The 18,641-nt window shown below is 61.1% G+C and carries 13 protein-coding genes, 2 tRNA genes, 1 pseudogene and 1 riboswitch; of the genes and pseudogenes, 11 read left to right on the top strand and 5 right to left on the bottom strand.

What is annotated here, in order from left to right; genetic code table 11:
• Positions 1 to 9: 9 nt before the first annotated feature.
• Positions 10 to 85: transfer RNA gene (locus tag ON753_RS10670), tRNA-Asn, on the bottom strand.
• A 325-nt stretch (positions 86 to 410) separates the two neighbouring features.
• Positions 411 to 622: riboswitch (cobalamin riboswitch) on the top strand.
• A gap of 37 nt (positions 623 to 659) precedes the next feature.
• On the opposite strand from ON753_RS10670, the gene cobU reads away from it, so the two are divergent.
• The 7 genes and pseudogenes from cobU (at position 660) to ON753_RS10635 (ending at position 9,071) form a co-directional block, all read left to right on the top strand.
• Positions 660 to 1,211 (top strand): bifunctional adenosylcobinamide kinase/adenosylcobinamide-phosphate guanylyltransferase, encoded by a 552-nt coding sequence (cobU, locus tag ON753_RS10665; protein WP_265962496.1) that lies wholly within the window; start codon positions 660 to 662, stop codon positions 1,209 to 1,211.
• Complete coding sequence (gene cobW, locus ON753_RS10660; protein WP_265962495.1) at positions 1,208 to 2,305, top strand: cobalamin biosynthesis protein CobW; 1,098 nt, start codon at positions 1,208 to 1,210, stop codon at positions 2,303 to 2,305. Before cobU ends, cobW begins: the two co-directional genes overlap by 4 nt.
• Before the next feature lie 99 nt (positions 2,306 to 2,404).
• Positions 2,405 to 6,165, top strand: a pseudogene (gene cobN, locus ON753_RS10655) (cobaltochelatase subunit CobN).
• Positions 6,162 to 6,800: a cob(I)yrinic acid a,c-diamide adenosyltransferase gene (gene cobO / locus ON753_RS10650; protein WP_265962494.1), complete on the top strand. Its 639-nt coding sequence runs from the start codon at positions 6,162 to 6,164 to the stop codon at positions 6,798 to 6,800. Before cobN ends, cobO begins: the two are co-directional and overlap by 4 nt.
• A 17-nt stretch (positions 6,801 to 6,817) precedes the next feature.
• Entirely contained in the window at positions 6,818 to 7,291 is a 474-nt protein-coding gene (locus tag ON753_RS10645; RefSeq protein ID WP_265962493.1) for a GNAT family N-acetyltransferase, read from the top strand.
• The gene (locus ON753_RS10640; RefSeq protein WP_265962492.1) at positions 7,288 to 7,596 is read left to right on the top strand and encodes a YrhK family protein; all 309 of its coding nucleotides are present in this window, start codon (positions 7,288 to 7,290) and stop codon (positions 7,594 to 7,596) included. The genes ON753_RS10645 and ON753_RS10640 overlap by 4 nt, the downstream gene beginning before the upstream one ends.
• On the top strand, positions 7,593 to 9,071 hold the full coding sequence (locus ON753_RS10635) for a cobyric acid synthase (RefSeq protein ID WP_265962491.1): 1,479 nt from the start codon (positions 7,593 to 7,595) through the stop codon (positions 9,069 to 9,071). Before ON753_RS10640 ends, ON753_RS10635 begins: the two co-directional genes overlap by 4 nt.
• Before the next feature lie 59 nt (positions 9,072 to 9,130).
• Here the strand turns inward: ON753_RS10635 and cbiB are convergent, their stop codons facing one another.
• The 3 genes from cbiB to ON753_RS10620 all read right to left on the bottom strand — a co-directional run bounded on the left by cbiB (position 9,131) and on the right by ON753_RS10620 (position 11,470).
• Entirely contained in the window at positions 9,131 to 10,111 is a 981-nt protein-coding gene (cbiB, locus tag ON753_RS10630) for an adenosylcobinamide-phosphate synthase CbiB (RefSeq protein ID WP_265962490.1), read from the bottom strand.
• A 9-nt stretch (positions 10,112 to 10,120) separates the two neighbouring features.
• Entirely contained in the window at positions 10,121 to 11,122 is a 1,002-nt protein-coding gene (gene cobD / locus ON753_RS10625; RefSeq protein WP_265962489.1) for a threonine-phosphate decarboxylase CobD, read from the bottom strand.
• A gap of 274 nt (positions 11,123 to 11,396) precedes the next feature.
• Positions 11,397 to 11,470, bottom strand: a tRNA-Cys gene (locus ON753_RS10620).
• A 251-nt stretch (positions 11,471 to 11,721) separates the two neighbouring features.
• Between ON753_RS10620 and ON753_RS10615 the strand changes: the two genes are divergently transcribed.
• From ON753_RS10615 to ON753_RS10605, 3 genes are all read left to right on the top strand, one after another.
• On the top strand, positions 11,722 to 12,384 hold the full coding sequence (locus ON753_RS10615; RefSeq protein ID WP_265962488.1) for a protein-L-isoaspartate O-methyltransferase family protein: 663 nt from the start codon (positions 11,722 to 11,724) through the stop codon (positions 12,382 to 12,384).
• Between the two features lie 208 nt (positions 12,385 to 12,592).
• The gene (locus tag ON753_RS10610; RefSeq protein ID WP_265962487.1) at positions 12,593 to 13,984 is read left to right on the top strand and encodes a TolC family outer membrane protein; all 1,392 of its coding nucleotides are present in this window, start codon (positions 12,593 to 12,595) and stop codon (positions 13,982 to 13,984) included.
• 281 nt (positions 13,985 to 14,265) lie between these two features.
• The gene (locus ON753_RS10605) at positions 14,266 to 14,994 is read left to right on the top strand and encodes a PopZ family protein (protein ID WP_265962486.1); all 729 of its coding nucleotides are present in this window, start codon (positions 14,266 to 14,268) and stop codon (positions 14,992 to 14,994) included.
• A 20-nt stretch (positions 14,995 to 15,014) separates the two neighbouring features.
• Here ON753_RS10605 and ON753_RS10600 read toward each other — a convergent pair whose 3' ends face one another.
• Complete coding sequence (locus tag ON753_RS10600; protein ID WP_265962485.1) at positions 15,015 to 15,443, bottom strand: DUF1284 domain-containing protein; 429 nt, start codon at positions 15,441 to 15,443, stop codon at positions 15,015 to 15,017.
• 172 nt (positions 15,444 to 15,615) lie between these two features.
• On the opposite strand from ON753_RS10600, the gene ON753_RS10595 reads away from it, so the two are divergent.
• Complete coding sequence (locus ON753_RS10595) at positions 15,616 to 18,519, top strand: valine--tRNA ligase (protein ID WP_265962484.1); 2,904 nt, start codon at positions 15,616 to 15,618, stop codon at positions 18,517 to 18,519.
• Positions 18,520 to 18,641: the final 122 nt, after the last annotated feature.

Raw genomic sequence — 18,641 nt, 5'->3', positions numbered from 1 at the left:
GGGTGGTGATGGCTCCCCAGGCCGGACTCGAACCAGCGACCCAGCGATTAACAGTCGCTTGCTCTACCAACTGAGCTACTGGGGATCACCACGCTCGGGGCCAGCAAGGAGCCGCCCCGTCGATGGAGATGCGTATATCAAAGGCTTGATCTGTTTGCCAAGCCCCCGGCTGCGTTTTTTTCGCCGCCCCGATATCTTTTTGGCCAGCGTGTGGAAAACCGTATATTTTTCATGACTGTCGCCCGGTCGGTCGCGTTGGAAAACGGCACGTTCCAAACGTCTGCTTGCACCCGATGACCGACAGATTTCGGGTGTCTACAGAAAAAGCTGACACATGCATCCTTCAAATCCGGAAGACCCGGCCGATCCGGGCGTTTGCCGGCACCCGCTTGTATCGGCTCAGATATACGGTTAGGAAGAAAACCGACGGTTCCGGAAAAGGCCTCGGCCAATTCCGGATGAAACGGGAATCCGGTCGCGGCCAGTTGGCCAAATCCGGAGCTGCCCCCGCAACTGTGAGCGGTGAGCGTCTGCACGAAAACCACTGGCCGGACGGGCCGGGAAGGGGTGCAGGACGCGTCGAGCCGCAAGCCAGGAGACCGGCCGTCAAGGAAGCAACCCCTTAGCACGCTGTCGGGTGGACGGCCGGGAGAATTCAGGTGACGGAAACACAAGGCCCTCGTGCCACACTGGTCTTAGGCGGTGCCCGGTCGGGAAAAAGCCGGTTCGCGGAAACCCTGGCGGAAAAATCCGGCCTGCAGAAGGTCTATGTCGCAACGGGCGCCGCCCTGGACGCGGAGATGGCCGACCGGATTGCGGCCCACCGGCACCAGCGCGGTGCCGCCTGGCACACGATCGAGGAACAGTTCGACCTGAAAGGCGTCCTGTTGCGCGAATCCCGGCCCGACAGGGTTGTGCTGGTGGATTGCCTGACGCTGTGGCTGTCCAATCTGACCTTTTCCGAAAAGGATGTCGGTGCGCAGACGGCGCAACTGTGCCAGGTACTGCCGCGCCTTGAGGGCACCTGCATTTTCGTTTCCAATGAGATCGGTATGGGGATCGTGCCGGAGAACGGTCTTTCCAGGTCGTTCCGCGATGCTCAGGGACGGCTTAATCAGAGTATGGCACAGGCGTGCAGCCAGGTGGTCTTTGTCGCCGCCGGCCTGCCTTTGCTCATGAAACCCAACACACAAGCGGAAATTTCAATATGACCACTTCCACCTTGCAGCCCGGCCAGAAGATACCGGCAACCATCGTCACGGGGTTTCTGGGTGCGGGCAAAACGACCCTGATCCGCAATCTCTTGCAGAATGCCGGCGGCAAGCGCATCGCCCTGATCGTCAACGAGTTCGGCGATATGGGATTTGACGGCTCGCTGGTGAACGGCTGCGCCGACCCGGGCTGCTCTGCGGAAGAAGTCGTTGAACTTACCAACGGCTGCATCTGCTGCACGGTGGCCGACGATTTCCTGCCGACGATGGAAATGCTGCTGGCACGCGACAACCCGCCCGAGCACATCGTCATCGAGACATCCGGCCTGGCCTTGCCGCAGCCCCTGGTGCGCGCATTCTCATGGCCCACAGTCAGGCAGAAGGTGACGGTCGACGGCGTGGTGACGGTGCTGGATGCGGCCGCTCTGGCGGAAGGCCGGATCGCGCTCGACGAGGAGGCACTGGCAGCTCAGCGTGCCGCCGATGACGCCCTGGACCATGACAGCCCGGTGGAGGAACTCTTCCACGACCAGCTGCGCTGCGCCGACCTCGTGGTTCTGAACAAGGCGGACCTGGTCTCCGAAGAGGCTTTGAAAGCCGTTCGGGAAAAGATTGCCGCGGACATCCGTCCCGCGGTTCACATCGTCTCCGCCGAAAAGGGAACGCTGCCGATCGAAGTGCTGCTCGGCCGCGGCAGCGCAGCCGAAGACGACATGTCCGACCGGCACGAGCATCATCATCACCACGATGATGACCATGATCACGATGAAGACCATGACGATCATCGCCATGACCACCATCATCACGATGATTTCGAAAGCCATGTTCTTGAAGTCGCACCCTTTGAGACCCTGAAGGCGGTTGAAGCGAAGGTTCTTCAAGCTATGGCGCTAAAGGGGGTCCTGCGCATCAAGGGTGCGGTTCGCATCGAGGGGAAGACGGCGCCCGCAATGGTGCAGGCCGTTGGTCCGCGTGTGGAAACATGGTTTGCGGCCGGCGCCGATAGTGCCGGGAAACTGGTCGTGATCGGTCTCAAAGGTCTGGACCTTGACGCCGCACGCGCACTTCTGGGCGAGCTCAAGATTGCTGCCTGAGACATGAAGGCCGTCAAGCTTACTCTTCACACACCATTGCCGTTCCAGCCGGTTGATAACCGCGCCGGGGCGGCAGAACCGGATTTTGCGAAGTCTTAAATGCATATACTTGCCAGTCAGACGCGCCGGATCGATGACGGCGGCGATGCGGTCGATCTGGGTCAGACGCCGGCGGATATCCTGTTTCTGTCCGCCGCTGATACGGAACTCGGCAGCTTTGCCGCAGCGCATGCGCAGTTGGGCCAAACCCGTGCAAGCCTGCGCCTTGCCAATCTGATGGCCTTATCCCACCCCTATTCGGTCGATCTTTATGCCGACCAGACGGTGCGCGGATCAAACCTGGTTATTCTCCGGATCCTGGGCGGAGTGGAATACTGGCGCTACGGCCTTGAGCGGTTCGAGGAAGAGGTCCGCGCGAACGGGATCGACTTGATCGTCATTCCCGGCGACGACAAATGGGATGAGGGCCTCACGAAACGCTCCACCCGTCCGGCCGACGAGGTGCACAGGTTCTGGAGGTATTGCGTCGAAGGGGGGCGGAGAATTACGCCAATGCGCTTCGTTTTGCCGCCTTTTTGATCGGCAAGGCTGAAGAACCGGCGCATCCCGTGCCGCTGCCGCGCGCCGGCATCCATCTGCCGGGCCATTCTGCTCCCGGCCTCGAGGCCTTGAAGGCCACCTGGACCGATCCGGCGAGGCCGGTGGCGGCAATCACCTTCTACCGCGCATTGGTCCAGGGCGCCCAAACCGCGCCGGTGGACGCGCTCGTGAAGGCCCTCGACGAGGCGGGTGTGAACGCGCTTCCCGTGTTCGTTTCGAGCCTCAAGGAAGCCGAATCCATTGCCGTTCTGGAAAGCCTCTTTGACGGTGCGCGGCCGGACGTGATCCTGAATGCAACGGCCTTCGCGGTCTCCAAGGCCGGGGCGGCCCACCAGCCGACACCGCTCGACCGGCCGGGAAAGCCGGTTCTCCAGGTGGTTTTCTCCTCATCTTCGAAAGAAGGCTGGCTGGAAACCGATCAGGGGCTGTCGATCCGCGATCTGGCCATGCATGTGGTGCTGCCGGAAATCGACGGGCGTATTCTGACCCGCGCCGTTTCGTTCAAGGAGGAGGGTGTCCTGGACGAGGCGACCCAGTCGACGCCGGTCAAGTTTACGCCGGTGCCGGACCGGATGGATTTCGTTGCTACGCTTGCGGCCCGATGGGCCGGCCTCGGGCGGCGGCAGAATGGCGAGAAGAAAGCCGCGCTGATCCTGGCCAACTATCCGAACAAGGACGGGCGTCTTGCCAATGGCGTCGGCCTGGATACCCCGGCTTCCTGCGTGTCGGTGCTGAAGGCACTGGGCGCGCAGGGATATGACGTGGGTGACCCTCCGCAATCGTCTGCCGCCCTGATGGAAATCCTGACGTCCGGCGTGACCAATTCGCTTCGCGACCGCAACTCGAGAACCCGGTTCGAGGTTCTGCCGGTCGAAACCTACAGGGGCGCCTTTGAAAAACTGCCGAATCCGGTGAGAACGGCTGTCCTGGACCGCTGGGGCCGGCCGGAAGACGATCCGCAGGTCACCGATGGCGCGTTCCGCCTGGCGCTGCATCGGTTCGGTAACCAGGTCGTCGGCATTCAGCCCGCGCGTGGTTACAACATCGATCCGAAGGAAACCTATCACGATCCGGACCTCGTGCCGCCGCATCACTATTTTGCATTCTACATCTGGCTTCGGGAACACTTCCGGGTCGACGCGGTGATACACCTCGGTAAACACGGCAATCTGGAATGGCTGCCTGGCAAGGCGCTGGCCCTGTCGGACGCCTGTTTTCCCGAGGCCGCGCTTGGCCCGGTCCCCAACATCTATCCCTTCATCGTCAACGACCCGGGCGAGGGCGCGCAGGCCAAGCGTAGGACCTCCGCCGTCATCATCGACCATCTGACCCCGCCGCTGACACGCGCCGAAAGCCACGGCATTGCGGAAGAACTGGAGACCCTGCTCGATGAATATTACCTGGCCAGCGGTGTCGACCCGCGCCGCCTGAAAGCGCTCACCCGGGACATTCTCGATGCGGCCGCGCGCCATGGCCTCGACAAGGACATCGGTGTCGATGACACGATGGACGAGGAAACGCGCCTTGCCCGGCTGGATGCCCATCTGTGCGACCTGAAGGAGCTCCAGATCCGCGATGGCCTGCACATTCTGGGCGACTGCCCGGGCGGCGATCAGCTCACCGATCTGCTGGCAGCGCTTGCCCGTGTTCCAAGAGGAAGCCAGCCCGCCCAGGAAAGCCTGCAACGGGCCATCGCCCGGGATCTTGGACTGGGCGACGGCTTTGACCCCCTCGACTGCGATTTCTCGTCGCCCTGGACCGGCACAAGACCTCCGATCCTGCAGGACGTCGCCGAGACTTCCTGGCGATCGAACGGCGACACCGTGGAGCGGATCGAACTGCTGGCGCGTGACCTGATCGCGGGCGACAAGGCCGCGCCCGGGGACTGGGTGTCCGTCCAGGCTGTTCTGCGGGAGATTCAGGAAAACCTGCGTCCCGCCGTGACGAAATCGGGACATGCGGAAACGGCCGCGGTGCTCACCGCGCTTGGCGGCGGCTTTGTCGAACCGGGCCCGTCGGGCGCGCCCTCACGCGGGCGGCCGGATGTGTTGCCGACGGGCAGGAATTTCTATTCCGTCGATGTCCGGGCCGTGCCGACCGAAACGGCCTGGCGGCTGGGACAGCAATCGGCAAACCTTGTCGCGGACCGCCATTTCCAGGAGGAGGGCGAGTGGCCCAGGGCGCTGGTGCTGACCTGCTGGGGCACCGCCAACATGCGCACCGGCGGCGACGACATCGCCCAGGCGCTGGCCCTGATCGGCGCACGGCCGGTCTGGGAGGCGGGATCGGGGCGCGTCAGTGGGTTCGAGATCCTGAAGCTTTCCGAACTCGGCCGACCGCGCATCGATGTGACCTTGCGCGTATCGGGTTTCTTCCGCGACGCGTTTCCCCATCAGATGGATCTATTCGACAGCGCCGTGCGCGCGGTGGGTGCCTTGGAGGAGCCGGCGGAGGCCAATCCCGTGGCCGCCCGCATGAAGGCGGACACGTTGGCGCTTCAGGAAGGCGGGCTGAGTGCCGAGGAGGCAGCGCGCCGCGCCGGCTACCGGGTCTTCGGCTCCAAGCCCGGCGCCTATGGGGCAGGGCTTCAGGCGCTGATCGACGAGGGCATCTGGGAAGAACGGAAAGACTTTGCCGACGCGTTTCTGAGCTGGGGCGGCTATGCCTATGGCGGCGGCGCGGAAGGCGAGGGAGCGAGGGGCGAACTGGAAACCCGCCTGACATCGGTCGATGCGGTCCTCCACAATCAGGACAATCGCGAGCATGATCTGCTCGACAGCGACGACTATTACCAGTTCGAGGGTGGATTGGCAGCGACCGTGGAAACCCTGCGCGGCGAAGCACCCAAAGTCTATCACAACGATCACTCGCGCCCAGAAAGGCCGGTCGTGCGCACCTTGAGCGAGGAAATCGGCCGCGTCGTCCGCGGGCGGGCCGCCAACCCGAAATGGATCCGGGGCGTGATGCGCCACGGATACAAGGGCGCCTTCGAGATGGTCGCGACCCTGGACTATCTCTTCGCTTTCGCCGCCACGACCCGCTCGGTCGCCGATCACCATTTCGACCAGCTGTACGACGCCTATCTGGATGACCAGGTCGTGCGCGACTTTCTCAAGGACTCCAACCCGGCCGGACTGAACGAAATGCTGGCCCGGTTTCTGGAAGCAATCGAGCGCGGCCTCTGGACGCCGAGACGCAATTCGACCCATGCTGCACTGAATGAATTGAAACTGACATTTGAAGGGACCGAGACGCCGTGACCGCAGATAGCGAAAAGCCCGAACTGTCCGACGAGGAACTGAACGCCCGCCACGCCGAAAAGATGCGCAAGAAGAAGGCCGCGCGCGACAAGATCATGGCCACGAAGACGATCGAAAAGGGGCTGCTGATCGTTCACACCGGCAAGGGCAAGGGCAAGTCGACCGCCGGCTTCGGAATGGTCTTCCGTTCGCTCGGCCATGGCCACAAGGTGGGCGTCGTCCAGTTCGTGAAGGGACGCATCGAAACCGGCGAGCGTAAGGCACTGGAGCGGTTTTCGGATCTCGTGACGATCAAACGCATGGGCGAAGGTTTCACCTGGGAGACCCAGGACCGCCAGCGCGACATCGACGCCGCCCGTCAGGCGTGGGACGCCGCAAAGCAGATGATCACCTCGGGAGAATACCGTCTCATCCTGTGTGACGAACTCAACATCGTTCTTCGCTATGACTACCTGGACATTGCCGAAGTGGTCGACTTCCTGAAGAACGAGAAACCGGAGGATGTGCATGTCATCATCACCGGCCGCAACGCCAAGGACGAATTGATCGAGATCGCCGACCTCGCAACCGACATGACGCAGATCAAGCACCCCTTCCGCTCCGGCGTCAAACCGCAGGAAGGCATCGAGTTTTAGGAGGCGGCTGCCGAAAGATGCCGTTAACGGTTGTTCCTTCCAGTAGCACGGACGCCCAGGAGATCGCGATCCTGCTTCAACGCTCCATCACCGAGCTCTGTGTGGCCGATCATGGCAGCGATCCGGACAAATACGGTCCGTGGCTGGCAAACAAGACCGCGGAGAACGTCAGGGGCTGGATAGAGGCACCTGGTCGCGTCTTCAGCGCACTCGACGGGCACGGCAGGGTGATTGGTGTTGCCATGGGGTCGACCGATGGGGAAGTACTGCTCAACTATGTGCTGCCCGAGGCCCGGTTTTCCGGCGTCAGCAAAAGACTGATGCGGGCGGTGGAGAACTATTTCGTGGAACGGGGTCTGACGGTTTCGCGCTTGAAGAGCACGCAGACGGCCGCATGGTTCTACCGGTCGATCGGATATGTCGAAACAGGTGAGAAAGAGGAGCGCAAGGCAATGACGTTCCGCCAATTCGAAAAGGCGTTGCAGGAATGAACAAGCTGTTTGAGCACTCCCTCCGGACGGCGACGGCACAGCACGCGGAAGCGGTCAGAAAGTATGAGCTGTACCGCACGGTCGTCGAGTTCCTTGCAGCACTCATGTTCCTGATCGGCAGTGTCTTTTTCCTCTATGACAGCCTGATGTATGCCGGAACCTGGCTGTTCGTGATCGGATCGGTTCTCTTTGCCGTTCGCCCCGCGATTCGCCTGATGCTTGAATTGCGCCTGGTCAACCTGCCTGTCCCGGACGAGTTCCGGCCGTACGGCGCCCCCTCCCGCGACAAAGACCGTTCCAGATGAGCGTAAGCACTGCGGGCAAGCCTTGCCCGGCAATCATGATCCAGGGGACGGGGTCGAATGTCGGCAAGAGCCTGATTGTCGCGGGTCTGTGCCGGCTGTTCGCCAATCGCGGCGTGAATGTGCGCCCGTTCAAACCCCAGAACATGTCGAACAATGCCGCGGTCACCGCGGATGGAGGCGAAATCGGCCGGGCCCAGGCGTTGCAGGCGATGGGCTGCCGCGTGCCGCCTTCGGTTCATATGAACCCTGTCCTGCTGAAGCCGGAAACGGATACCGGTGCCCAGGTAATCGTGCAGGGAAAGCGTTTCGGCACCATGCGTGCCCGCGAATATGGAAAGCAGAAAGCAGAGCTTCTTCCGAAAGTTATGGAGAGTTTTTCTATAACCGGTTCAGGAGCGGATCTGGTCATCGTGGAAGGCGCCGGCAGTCCGGCGGAAATCAACCTGCGCTCCGGTGACATAGCCAATATGGGCTTTGCCGAAGCCGCCGGTCTGCCTGTCATTCTGTGCGCGGATATCGACCGGGGCGGTGTCATCGCCTCCGTTGTCGGCACCCATGCAGTCCTTGAGCCCCACGAGCAGCAGCGGATCAGGGGGTTCTTCATCAACCGCTTCCGTGGAGATCCCGGGCTTTTCGACGAAGGCATGCGGGAGATCTGCCGGAGAACGGGCTGGCTCGGGCTGGGTGTCGTTCCCTGGTTTGCCGATGCGGCAAAACTGCCGGCGGAGGACGCGCTCGGTCTTGCCGACGGTCTCGGCAGGGACGGGCTGAAAATCGTGGTGCCGGTAATCTCCCGCATCGCCAATTTCGACGATCTCGATCCGCTACGCCTTGAGCCTGGCGTCACGCTCGAACTCGTTCAGCCCGGCCATCCCTTGCCGGGGGACGCCGATGTCGTGCTGCTGCCCGGCTCCAAATCGACCATCGGTGACCTGGCTTTCTTCAGGGCGCAGGGTTGGGATATCGACCTGGCGGCCCATCATCGGAGGGGCGGGCATGTCCTGGGCATTTGCGGCGGCTACCAGATGCTGGGCAGGACCATATCCGATCCGGAGGGGATCGAAGGCGCGCCCGGTACAGTCGATGGGCTCGGCTTGCTGGATGTGGACACGCTCCTGACCGCGGAGAAATCAACGGTCACTGCCTCCGGAACGCACCTTGCCAGCGGTGCTCCGGTCTCCGGCTACGAAATCCATATCGGCCGCACCACGGGCGCCGATTGCCGCAATCCGATGATGATGCTGGAGGGCGGTTGCCCGGACGGTGCGGTTTCTTCCGACGGCCGTGTCTCAGGAACCTATATCCACGGCTTGTTCACCCACGATGCTTTCCGCGCAGCCTATCTGGGATCATTCGGAGCCGGATCCGATCTGGCCTATGACCGGAGCATTGACCGGATCCTGGATGCTCTGGCAGCTCATCTTGAAGAGGCGCTGGATGTCGATGTTTTGTTTGATATTGCGCGTAACGACTGAATACTTAGAAAAGGTTCGGAAGAGTCCTAAGTTTTTCGGTCGCTGGTTTTACAACGCCTTCAGGAAACCATTGCCGCAACCGCCACAGTCGCAATCAGCAGGGCCTGAAGTCCGGAGGCGCCGAGGATTACGCGTAGCGCCCTGGAAATATCCTCCGCCGTTGCCGCCGTTCGCCCTGAAGAATTCAAGAAGCGGTCGTTGACCGTGTAGCCGGGATAGATCCTGGGGCCTGCAAGGGCCAGACCAAGCGCACCCGCCATTGCCGCTTCCGGCCAGCCGGCATTGGGAGAACGGTGTTTCTTGGCATCGTGCAGGACGCACGAAATGCTCTTGCGCGCGGAGCCACGCACCAACGGCGCCGCCAGCGCGATGAAAAGGCCGGAAAGCCGTGAGGCGGGCAGGTTGATCAGGTCGTCGAACCGGGCGGCGGCCCAACCGAAATCCAGATAGACCTCGTTCTTGTGTCCGATCATGCTGTCGGCCGTGTTGACGGCCTTGCAGGCGATAAGGCCGGGCAGCCCGAGAATGGCGAACCAGAACACGGGGGCAACGACACCGTCGGAAAAATTCTCCGCGCACGATTCAATCGCCGCACGCGAAACCCCGGCCTCGTCCAACTGCTTCGGGTCGCGCCCGACAATCATCGAGACAGCCTTGCGTCCCTCTTCCAGACCGCCATTCCGCAGGCCGTCGCGCACGGCGGCGACATGGCGGTAAAGGCTGTTCTGGGCGATGAAGACGGCCGCAACGACGACCACGAGGATATCGCCGAACGGCAGAAGGGCCGCCGCCGCGTGGATCAAGCCGCCGATCAGCAGAGCGCCGGCAAGCAGCGCAGACAGGGTCAGCACGCCGCCCAGCTTCCGCACGAAAGGGGAATGACTGGTTCTGTTGAACCATCTGTCGAAAAGGGAAATAACCTTGCCGATCCAAACGACCGGATGGGGCAGGTGGCGCCACAGCCAGTCCGGATCACCAATGAGGGCATCGAGCAGAAGCGCGGCGAGCAGAAGCCACAACGCATGGTCGAAAATCAGCATGGTGACGGGTTAGAGCTCTTTTTGTGCGTCGGCAAGGGCATCGGACAGGCGACGAAGATTATCAGGCCCGCCGGGTAGGCCGACACGGATCCAGGTTGGGGCATAATCGAAAATCCGTGTCCATATCCGCCGGCGCGCCAGGGCCTCATGCAATGCCTTGGCGTTTCTCGTTCCCGCCAGTGCGTAGAGAGGCGTTCCGCCGAACACGCTCAGGCCCTGCTCGGAAAGTGCGATCGTCAGGTCAGCCATTTCCTCGATCAGCTGACGGAGCATCAGGTTCTGCCAATCGGCATCCTTCAGCGCCCTTGTGCCGACCTCCAGCGCAGGCCCGCTAAGGCACCAGCTCTCAAGGACAGCCGCCACCTTGCGCGTGACATGTTTCGATCCGGCAAGAAACCCGATGCGAAGACCCGCAAGACCGAAGAACTTCCCAAACGACCTGAGCACCAGAATATTTTCACCGGTAATATGCGGCAGAATGCTCGCCCCGGGCAGAACTTCAGCAAAAGCTTCGTCCACGACGAGAAATCCGCCCCGGTCCGTCAGCGTCCGGCCGATCTCCAGCAGGCTCTTCACGTCGGCCAGCCGGCCATCCGGATTGTTCGGATTGACCACAAGAACGACTTTCGCATCGGAAGGCAGCGCATAAATGCTGGAAAACTCGACAGGTTCCCTGTTCTCGCGGGTCCACACGGTTCTGTGGCTTGAATATGTCGGTGAAGCCAGCGCGACCGGTCCGTCGGGCAGGGCCGTGGGCAGCAGCGACAGCAGGATCTGCGTGCCGGGACCGGCGACGAGATTCAGGTGATCGGGCACGCGGTAGGCTTGCCGGGCCGCGGCAAGCAGACGCTCCCCGGCGGCTTTGCCCGGCAGGTCGGTCCAGGCGCTCAAAGGAAGATCGTCCGGAACGGGATAGGCGTGAGGATTGATGCCGGTCGACAGATCCAGCCAGTCTTCCCGGGTTCCCCCGAAGCGTTCGATCGCCTGTGTAAGATCCCCGCCATGTTCCATCGACTTGATCCTTTCGCAACCGGTGCGATTGCCAAAAAACACTATTGTTCGGAAAGACCTACACGATTTGCCTAAGACGGTCACTGCTGGATACGACATGGACTTGTCAGAACCGTCGTCCGCCCAAAGGCCGCTAGGCGCGGATGGAGCGCGATAGAAGGCCCGCCGCCCATGTCACAGTTTTCATTTTTTTAAGACAAAACCAGGCGAGGATCGGAAGTGAAAACCACGCTCCGAATTTCAATTAAAGGTGAAAATTTAAGGATTTAGGAAATGGAGGCCCCGACCGGAATCGAACCGGTGTGGACGGATTTGCAATCCGCTGCGTAACCACTCCGCCACAGGGCCCCAACGTGGTATGCCGCGCCTTATCAAACAGTTGCGCGATTTGGTCAAGTCCTGAATCCGGGGCATTGCAGATTTCCACGGCTGTACGGACGAAAAACGCAACCCCGGCGGGCCGGCTCTGGAAAATCCGGCGGGAAACCGTGAACGGCATGGGGTGCGATGATCCTGATACTTGTCAGGCAGCCTTCGCATCGCTAATGAACGTTGCTCAGAAGCGCCGGACCACCGGCTAGTCAAAGTGAGGGCCCTCAATGACGGACTTCAGCCAGTCCCGCCGCAATATGGTCGAGAACCAGCTGCGTACAAGTGATATCACCGATCACCGGATCCTGGATGCCATGGGCGCCATTCCCCGGGAACGTTTCGTGCCCGCGTCGAAGAAGGCCGTGGCCTATATCGACGCGAATCTGCCGATCGGCTCCGAGGACACCGGCAGGGCTCTGATGAAACCGCATGTTCTCGGCAAACTGATTCAGCTTGCCGACATCCGCGGCGAAGACGTCGTGCTGGTGATCGGCGCGGGCACCGGTTACAGCGCCGCTGTGGTTTCCAATCTTGCGGCATCCGTCGTGGCGCTGGAGGAAAACGAGGATCTCGCAAAGGCCGCCACCGACGTTCTGGTCGAGCTTGGCATCGAAAATGCCGTGGTGGTGGAAGGGCCCCTTGCCAAGGGGTATGCCGCCGAAGGTCCCTACGATGTGATCCTGATCGACGGGGCGGTCGAGGTTCTGCCCGAGACGCTGACGGAACAATTGAAGCCCGGCGGACGTCTGACGGTTGTCGAAGGGCGGGGCGGTGCAGGTTCCGCAAAGCTTTACCAGAAGTCCGCGAACGCGGTCAGCAGCCGTTTCGGTTTCAATGCATCGGTAAATGTCCTGCCGGGCTTCGAAAAGGCTGCTGCGTTTGAATTCTAGTAGCTGCGAGACCGGCGGGTGGCGAAAATTCCGCGGAAAACGGCGGTAGTTTGTCGCAACGCTGTCAGAAGTCTGCCGGGGGCAAATGGGCTGTTGCCTTTTGGTCGCACTCGTGGAAATTCCGGATTTTTCATCCTCAAGTGGTTGAAGGATAACACCCGTCAGTTTACTCACATTCAGGGGAAGCTGATCCTAGAAGGAGTGTGGAGTGTCTGGTCGATCAACGCTGAAAGCAGTGGCCGTCGCATTGGGTCTTTTGGCGGGCGTGTCCGCCACAGCACTCACCGGAGCGGCCTATTCGACCGCTCAGGCTGAAACGATCAAGGATTCGCTTGCACTGGCCTATGACAACAATCCGACGCTGAACGCGGCGCGCGCCGAGCTGCGCGGCGTTGACGAAAACGTTCCGCAGGCGCTGTCGGGTTGGCGCCCGACCGTTTCCGGTTCCGCGTCCGGAGGGCGCATCTGGTCGAGCACGGATGGCGCCAGCGACTACAGGAACAATGCGTCCATCTCCCTTTCGATCAGCCAGACGCTTTTCCGCGGCTTCAGAACCGTCAACTCCACTCGCCAGGCCGAAGCCATCGTCCGCGCTCAGCGCGAAAACCTGATGTCCACCGAGCAGGACACGCTCCTGGATGCGGCGACCGCCTATGTGGATGTGATCCGCGACACCGCGCTCGTTTCCCTTCAGCGCAGCGACCTGGCCTTCCTGCAGGAACAAGTGCGTGCGGCGAGAGACCGGTTCGATGTGGGCGAAGGCACCCGCACGGATGTCAGCCAGGCCGAGGCTCGTGCCGCAGAGGCCCGCGCAAGCCTGAACACGGCGCTGGCCAATCTGAACAGCAGCCGCGCCGTTTACAGGCAGGTCGTTGGGATCGAGGCCCGTAACCTTTCCGCGGACACGTCGATAACCAGGTACGTGCCGAAAAACCTGGAGGAAGCGCTGCAGACCAGTGAAGTCCAGCAGCCGCTGATCCGTCAGGCGCAGCACCTGGTCGACGCCGCGATCTTCAACATCAAGACAATCGAAGGTGAACTGCTGCCGACGGTCACTCTGGACGGCAGCGTTTCGCGCAGCTGGAACCCGTCCTCGAACGTGGATGAAAGCAACAGCGCGCAGATCTTCGGCAACGTCAACATTCCGCTCTATCAGGGCGGCAGCGTGTCTTCGCGTGTGAGACAGGCCAAGGAAGAACTCGGTCAGACGCGTCTTCAGCTGGACATCGCCCGCAATCAGGTGCGCGCCAACGTGATTTCCGCCTGGGGAAACTACCAGGCCGCCGAAGCGTCGATCATTGCGGCGCAAGCCGCTGTCGAGGCCCAGCAGCTCGCCCTGGAAGGGGTGATCGAGGAACAGCGCGTGGGGCAGCGGACAACACTGGACGTGCTCGATGCTCAGCGCGAACTCGTGAACCAGCAGTCAAACCTGGTAACCGCACAGCGGAACCGGATCATCGGCGGCTATCAGCTCGTCGCTGCCACTGGCCGTCTCGACGCCGAGTCGCTCGGATTGAACGTGGCACGATACGATCCGACACAGCATTACGAGGCGGTTCGAGACAAGTGGTTCGGTCTGCGCACGCCCGACGGCCGGTAAGCGTCCGGTAACTTCTGTTCTTCACCATGACCGTTGCGGAATGAATGACTGCGGCCCGGTTCTACGTTTGTCGGACTCTGAGCTGATGAATTCAGCGACGAAGATGTCAGGCGTAGCGCCGATGTCTGCCCGGTGCCGATAAATTCCGACTAAAAAGGGGAAAAGGCGAACGTTTGGAGCGCGCTCGCTTTGCGCTCATCCAGTTGACCCTCATAATTTCGGTTAACGAATCATTTTGAGTTGAGTGTTGCGTCGCGTAGCCGATTAGCACGGGGGAATTCATGGCACAGGCGAAAAAGGCTGACGAGCCGTCGATGGAGGAGATCCTCGCATCGATCCGCCGAATTATTTCCGATGAGGACTCCCAGGGTGCCGGCGCCGAAGAGTCCGGTGCTCGTGAGGAAAATGAAACGCCAGTAGCAGAAGAGGCGACTGACGATATGGGTGATGCTTCCGAAATGTCCCAGGACGATCTCGACAAGCTGTTCGATATGGACAGTGATGTCGATGATATTGCCGAAGACGACGAAGCCGACGACATGGCTGCGGCCATGGAAGCCGATGCGGAAGCGGATGATAGCGATGACGACGTCCTGGAACTGACGGAAGAACTCGCGATCCCCGACGACGAAGATTCCATGGAGGCCGCCATGGAGATAGTCGAGGGCCTGGCGGAAGACTTCGACACGCCGGGCGGCGACGTTTCCTTCGCCGAGACCTCGGATTTCGACGAGGAGCCCGAGCCGTCATATATGGCAAGGCCCGTCCCCGAGGATCTGCCGTCCATGGCAGACGACGGACCGCTGACTTCGGACAATACGGGGGAAGCCGTTCACGCCGCCTTCGATAACCTTGCCAATCTGTTCGTGGGCTCGCAGGCCCAGACGGTGGAAGAGCTCGTCAAGGAAATGCTGCGGCCGATGCTGAAGGCCTGGCTTGATCAGAACCTGCCGGGAATGGTCGAACAGATGGTTCAAAAGGAAATTCAGCGCGTCACCCGCCGCCGCTGAGGCAGACCAAGCCGAATGATCTAGTCAGGGGTTGCCAACCGGCAGCCCCTGAATGCGTTTCGTGCAATGCCTGAACAAAGATCCTGCCACTCGCATCCCGCGCAGCCGGACCGGATCGCACCTGTTGCGAAGGCCGTTCGCAGTGCGGCGACCTGTCGGGCGCTGAGCGAGATTCGTTCACCCGGCTCCAGGCCGCGGCCCAGGACCTTTCCGATTTCCGCCGCCGCGAGCCTGTCTCGCTCCCTGACGCTGTCGTTGTGGCAATGACAGTCCGGTTCGCACAGCAGCGGCTGGCAGATGTCGTCGGGCCCGTCGACGAGTTCAATCGGTTCGCGCGCGTTCAACCGCTCGATGATCTTGTCATAGCCGCTGACGAATTCGGCGGTGTAGCCCTTTCCGAGATAGGTCAGCATGCAAAGAAGATGATGCGCTCGCAGGGAAAAAGTCATGCGGCCTTATGACAGGATTTGCACGAACGCCCAAGCCCCGGCTTGCCGCGGGCCGGCTTTCCGGCATGGTTCTTGCGCAGTTTCACCCTTGTAGCGGTTGACTTGGCCGGGCGCTTCCGATTTACACGGTGCTCACGAATTTCGAAAGACATCTTCCCATTGAGTGACCCTGATGCTGGAAAAGACCTACGATGCGGCCAGCGTTGAGCCGCGGATTTACGAAACCTGGGAAAAGGCGGAGGCCTTCAAGGCCGGTGCCGGCGCCAAAGAAGGTGCACCTGCCTATTCCATCGTAATTCCGCCGCCCAACGTGACCGGTTCGCTGCACATGGGCCACGCTCTGAACAACACGCTCCAGGACATTCTGGTCCGCTTTGAGCGCATGCGCGGCAAGGATGTGCTCTGGCAGCCGGGCATGGACCATGCCGGCATCGCCACGCAGATGGTCGTCGAACGGCAGCTCATGGAGCGCCAGGAACCGGGGCGCCGGGATCTGGGCCGTGAGGCCTTTGTGGAGCGCATCTGGGCCTGGAAAGACGAATCCGGCGGCATGATCCTGAACCAGCTGAAACGTCTTGGCGCATCCTGCGACTGGAGCCGCGAACGGTTCACTATGGATGAGGGCCTGTCAAAGGCCGTCCTGAAGGTCTTTATTCAGCTCTACAAGGAAGGGCTGATCTACAAGGACAAGCGCCTGGTCAACTGGGATCCTAAATTGCTGACCGCGATCTCCGATCTGGAAGTTGAGCAGAGGGAGCTGAACGGCAATCTGTGGCATTTCCGTTATCCGCTCGAAGGCGATGCGGCCTATGAAGCGCCGGTCGAATGGGACGACGAAGGCAGGCCCACCGCCTTTGAGCCACGGAAACACATCGTCGTAGCCACGACGCGCCCCGAAACCATGCTCGGCGATACCGCCGTCGCGGTGAACCCGGAAGACCCGAAATACAAGGATCTCATCGGCAAGCATGTCATCCTGCCGCTCGTTGGCCGCCGGATTCCGATCGTCGCGGACGACTATGCTGATCCGGAGGCCGGTTCAGGTGCCGTCAAGATCACCCCGGCTCACGATTTCAACGATTTCGAAGTCGGCAAGCGCCACAACCTGCCGATGATCAGCGTTCTCGACCGTGAGGCCAACGTCAGGCTGAAGGACAATGCGGAGTTCCTGGAGGGCGTTCCGGCTTCCGACATGCTGACGAGAACCATCGAGGCTTTCGAAGGCCAGGAGCGGTTCACCGCACGCAAGCGCCTGGTCGAAATGATGGAAGAAGGCGGCCATCTCGACAAGATCGAGGACCACAAGCACATGGTCCCGCATGGCGACCGCGGCGGCGTTCCGATCGAGCCGCTGCTGACCGACCAATGGTATGTCGACGCCAAGACGCTGGCCAAACCCGCGATTGCCTCCGTTCGCGAAGGCCGCACGAGGTTCGTTCCCGCAAACTGGGAAAAGACCTATTACGAATGGATGGAAAACATCCAGCCGTGGTGCATCTCGCGCCAGCTGTGGTGGGGACACCAGATCCCGGCGTGGTACGGACCGAGAATTGACAGCGAGCGGGATGGCATTCAGTCGGTTGCAGTTTCCTTCAAGCCTGACGTTGTAGACTACGAAAAGACGGAGAATCTAAAGGTTTTCGTTGCGGAAACAGAGGAAGAGGCACTTAATGCGGCGCGCGAATACTACGGTTCTGACGTCCGCATAGCCCAGGATGCACGCGACTGGGCGTCTCGAAGCGATGGTCATGTCAGAATTTGGCGAGACCCAGACGTTCTCGACACCTGGTTCTCTTCGGCTCTGTGGCCGTTCTCTACGATGGGCTGGCCGGACGAAACGCCGGAACTCGGAAAATACTTCCCGACATCCGTCCTGATCACCGGCTTTGACATCATCTTCTTCTGGGTTTCCCGCATGATGATGGCGTCGATGCACTTCATGAAGGAAGAGCCTTTCAAGGATATCTATATCCATGCCCTTGTCCGCGACGAAAAGGGGCAGAAGATGTCCAAGTCAAAGGGCAATGTCATCGATCCGCTTGCGCTGATCGAAGAATTCGGCGCGGATGCGCTGCGCTTCACGCTTGCGGCCATGGCGGCCCAGGGCCGTGACATCAAGCTCGCGACCAGCCGGGTTGCCGGTTACCGCAACTTTGCCACCAAGCTCTGGAACGCGGCTCGCTTCGCGGAAATGAATGGCTGCGTGCGCGTGGAGGGCTTCGACCCGGCATCGGCGAAGCATACGCTCAACCGCTGGATTGCCACGGAGATGGGCCGCTGCATCGCCAACGTGACGTCGGCCATTGAAGGCTACCGGTTCAACGACGCGGCAGGCGCCATTTACCGCTTTGCATGGAACTCGTTCTGCGACTGGTACCTGGAACTCGCCAAACCGGTCTTCAACGGCGACGATGAAGCGGCGAAGGCGGAAACGCGCGCGACCGCGGCCTGGGCGCTCGACGAGATCCTGAAAGTCCTTCATCCCTTCATGCCGTTCCTGACCGAAGAGCTCTGGGAGCGCCTCGGAGACAATGGTGTGAAGGCGGAAAAACTCCTGATGCAGACCGCGTGGCCGGAAGCCAGGGTCTCCGATGAGGCCGCTGCCGGTGAAATCAACTGGCTGGTGTCGCTGATTTCCGAGATCCGGTCTGTTCGCGCGGAAATGAACGTTCCCGCCGGCGCGAAGGTGTCCGTCGTCATCAGCGGCGCCAATGATGTGACCCGAAGCCGGCTCAAGACACACGAGTCCGCGATCCTGCGTCTGGCACGTGCGGAAAACGTCGAGCTTGCCGATGTTGCGCCATCCGGCTCCGCCCAGATTATCGTGGGAGAGGCGACCGTCTGTCTGCCGCTTGCCGGGGTGATCGACCTCAGCGCGGAAAAGACGCGCCTTGAAAAGGAAGCCGGAAAGCTGGACGACGAGATCTCCAGGATCGAGAAGAAGCTCGGCAATCCGAAATTCGTCGAGAAGGCGCCGGAGGACGTCGTCGAAGGCGAACGGGAGAAGGTCTCCGAGGCAAGGGAAAAACTGGAGAAGGTCCGAACGGCCCTCGCAAGGCTGGCGGAAATCGGCTAATCCAGACAAGTCGGTCCGGAAAGAGAATGCGTCTTTTCCGGGCCGCAATTCGGTGCTAGAGCCTCCGTCGGATGACTGCAGCTTGTGCTCCAACACCTTACGATTGATACCTTTTTGCTTTC

It is taken from the genome of Roseibium salinum (genome assembly GCF_026240905.1).
GTDB classification, from domain to species: domain Bacteria; phylum Pseudomonadota; class Alphaproteobacteria; order Rhizobiales; family Stappiaceae; genus Roseibium; species Roseibium salinum.
Note: the sequence above shows the minus strand (reverse complement) of the source record. Positions and strands in the feature narration are given on the sequence as shown.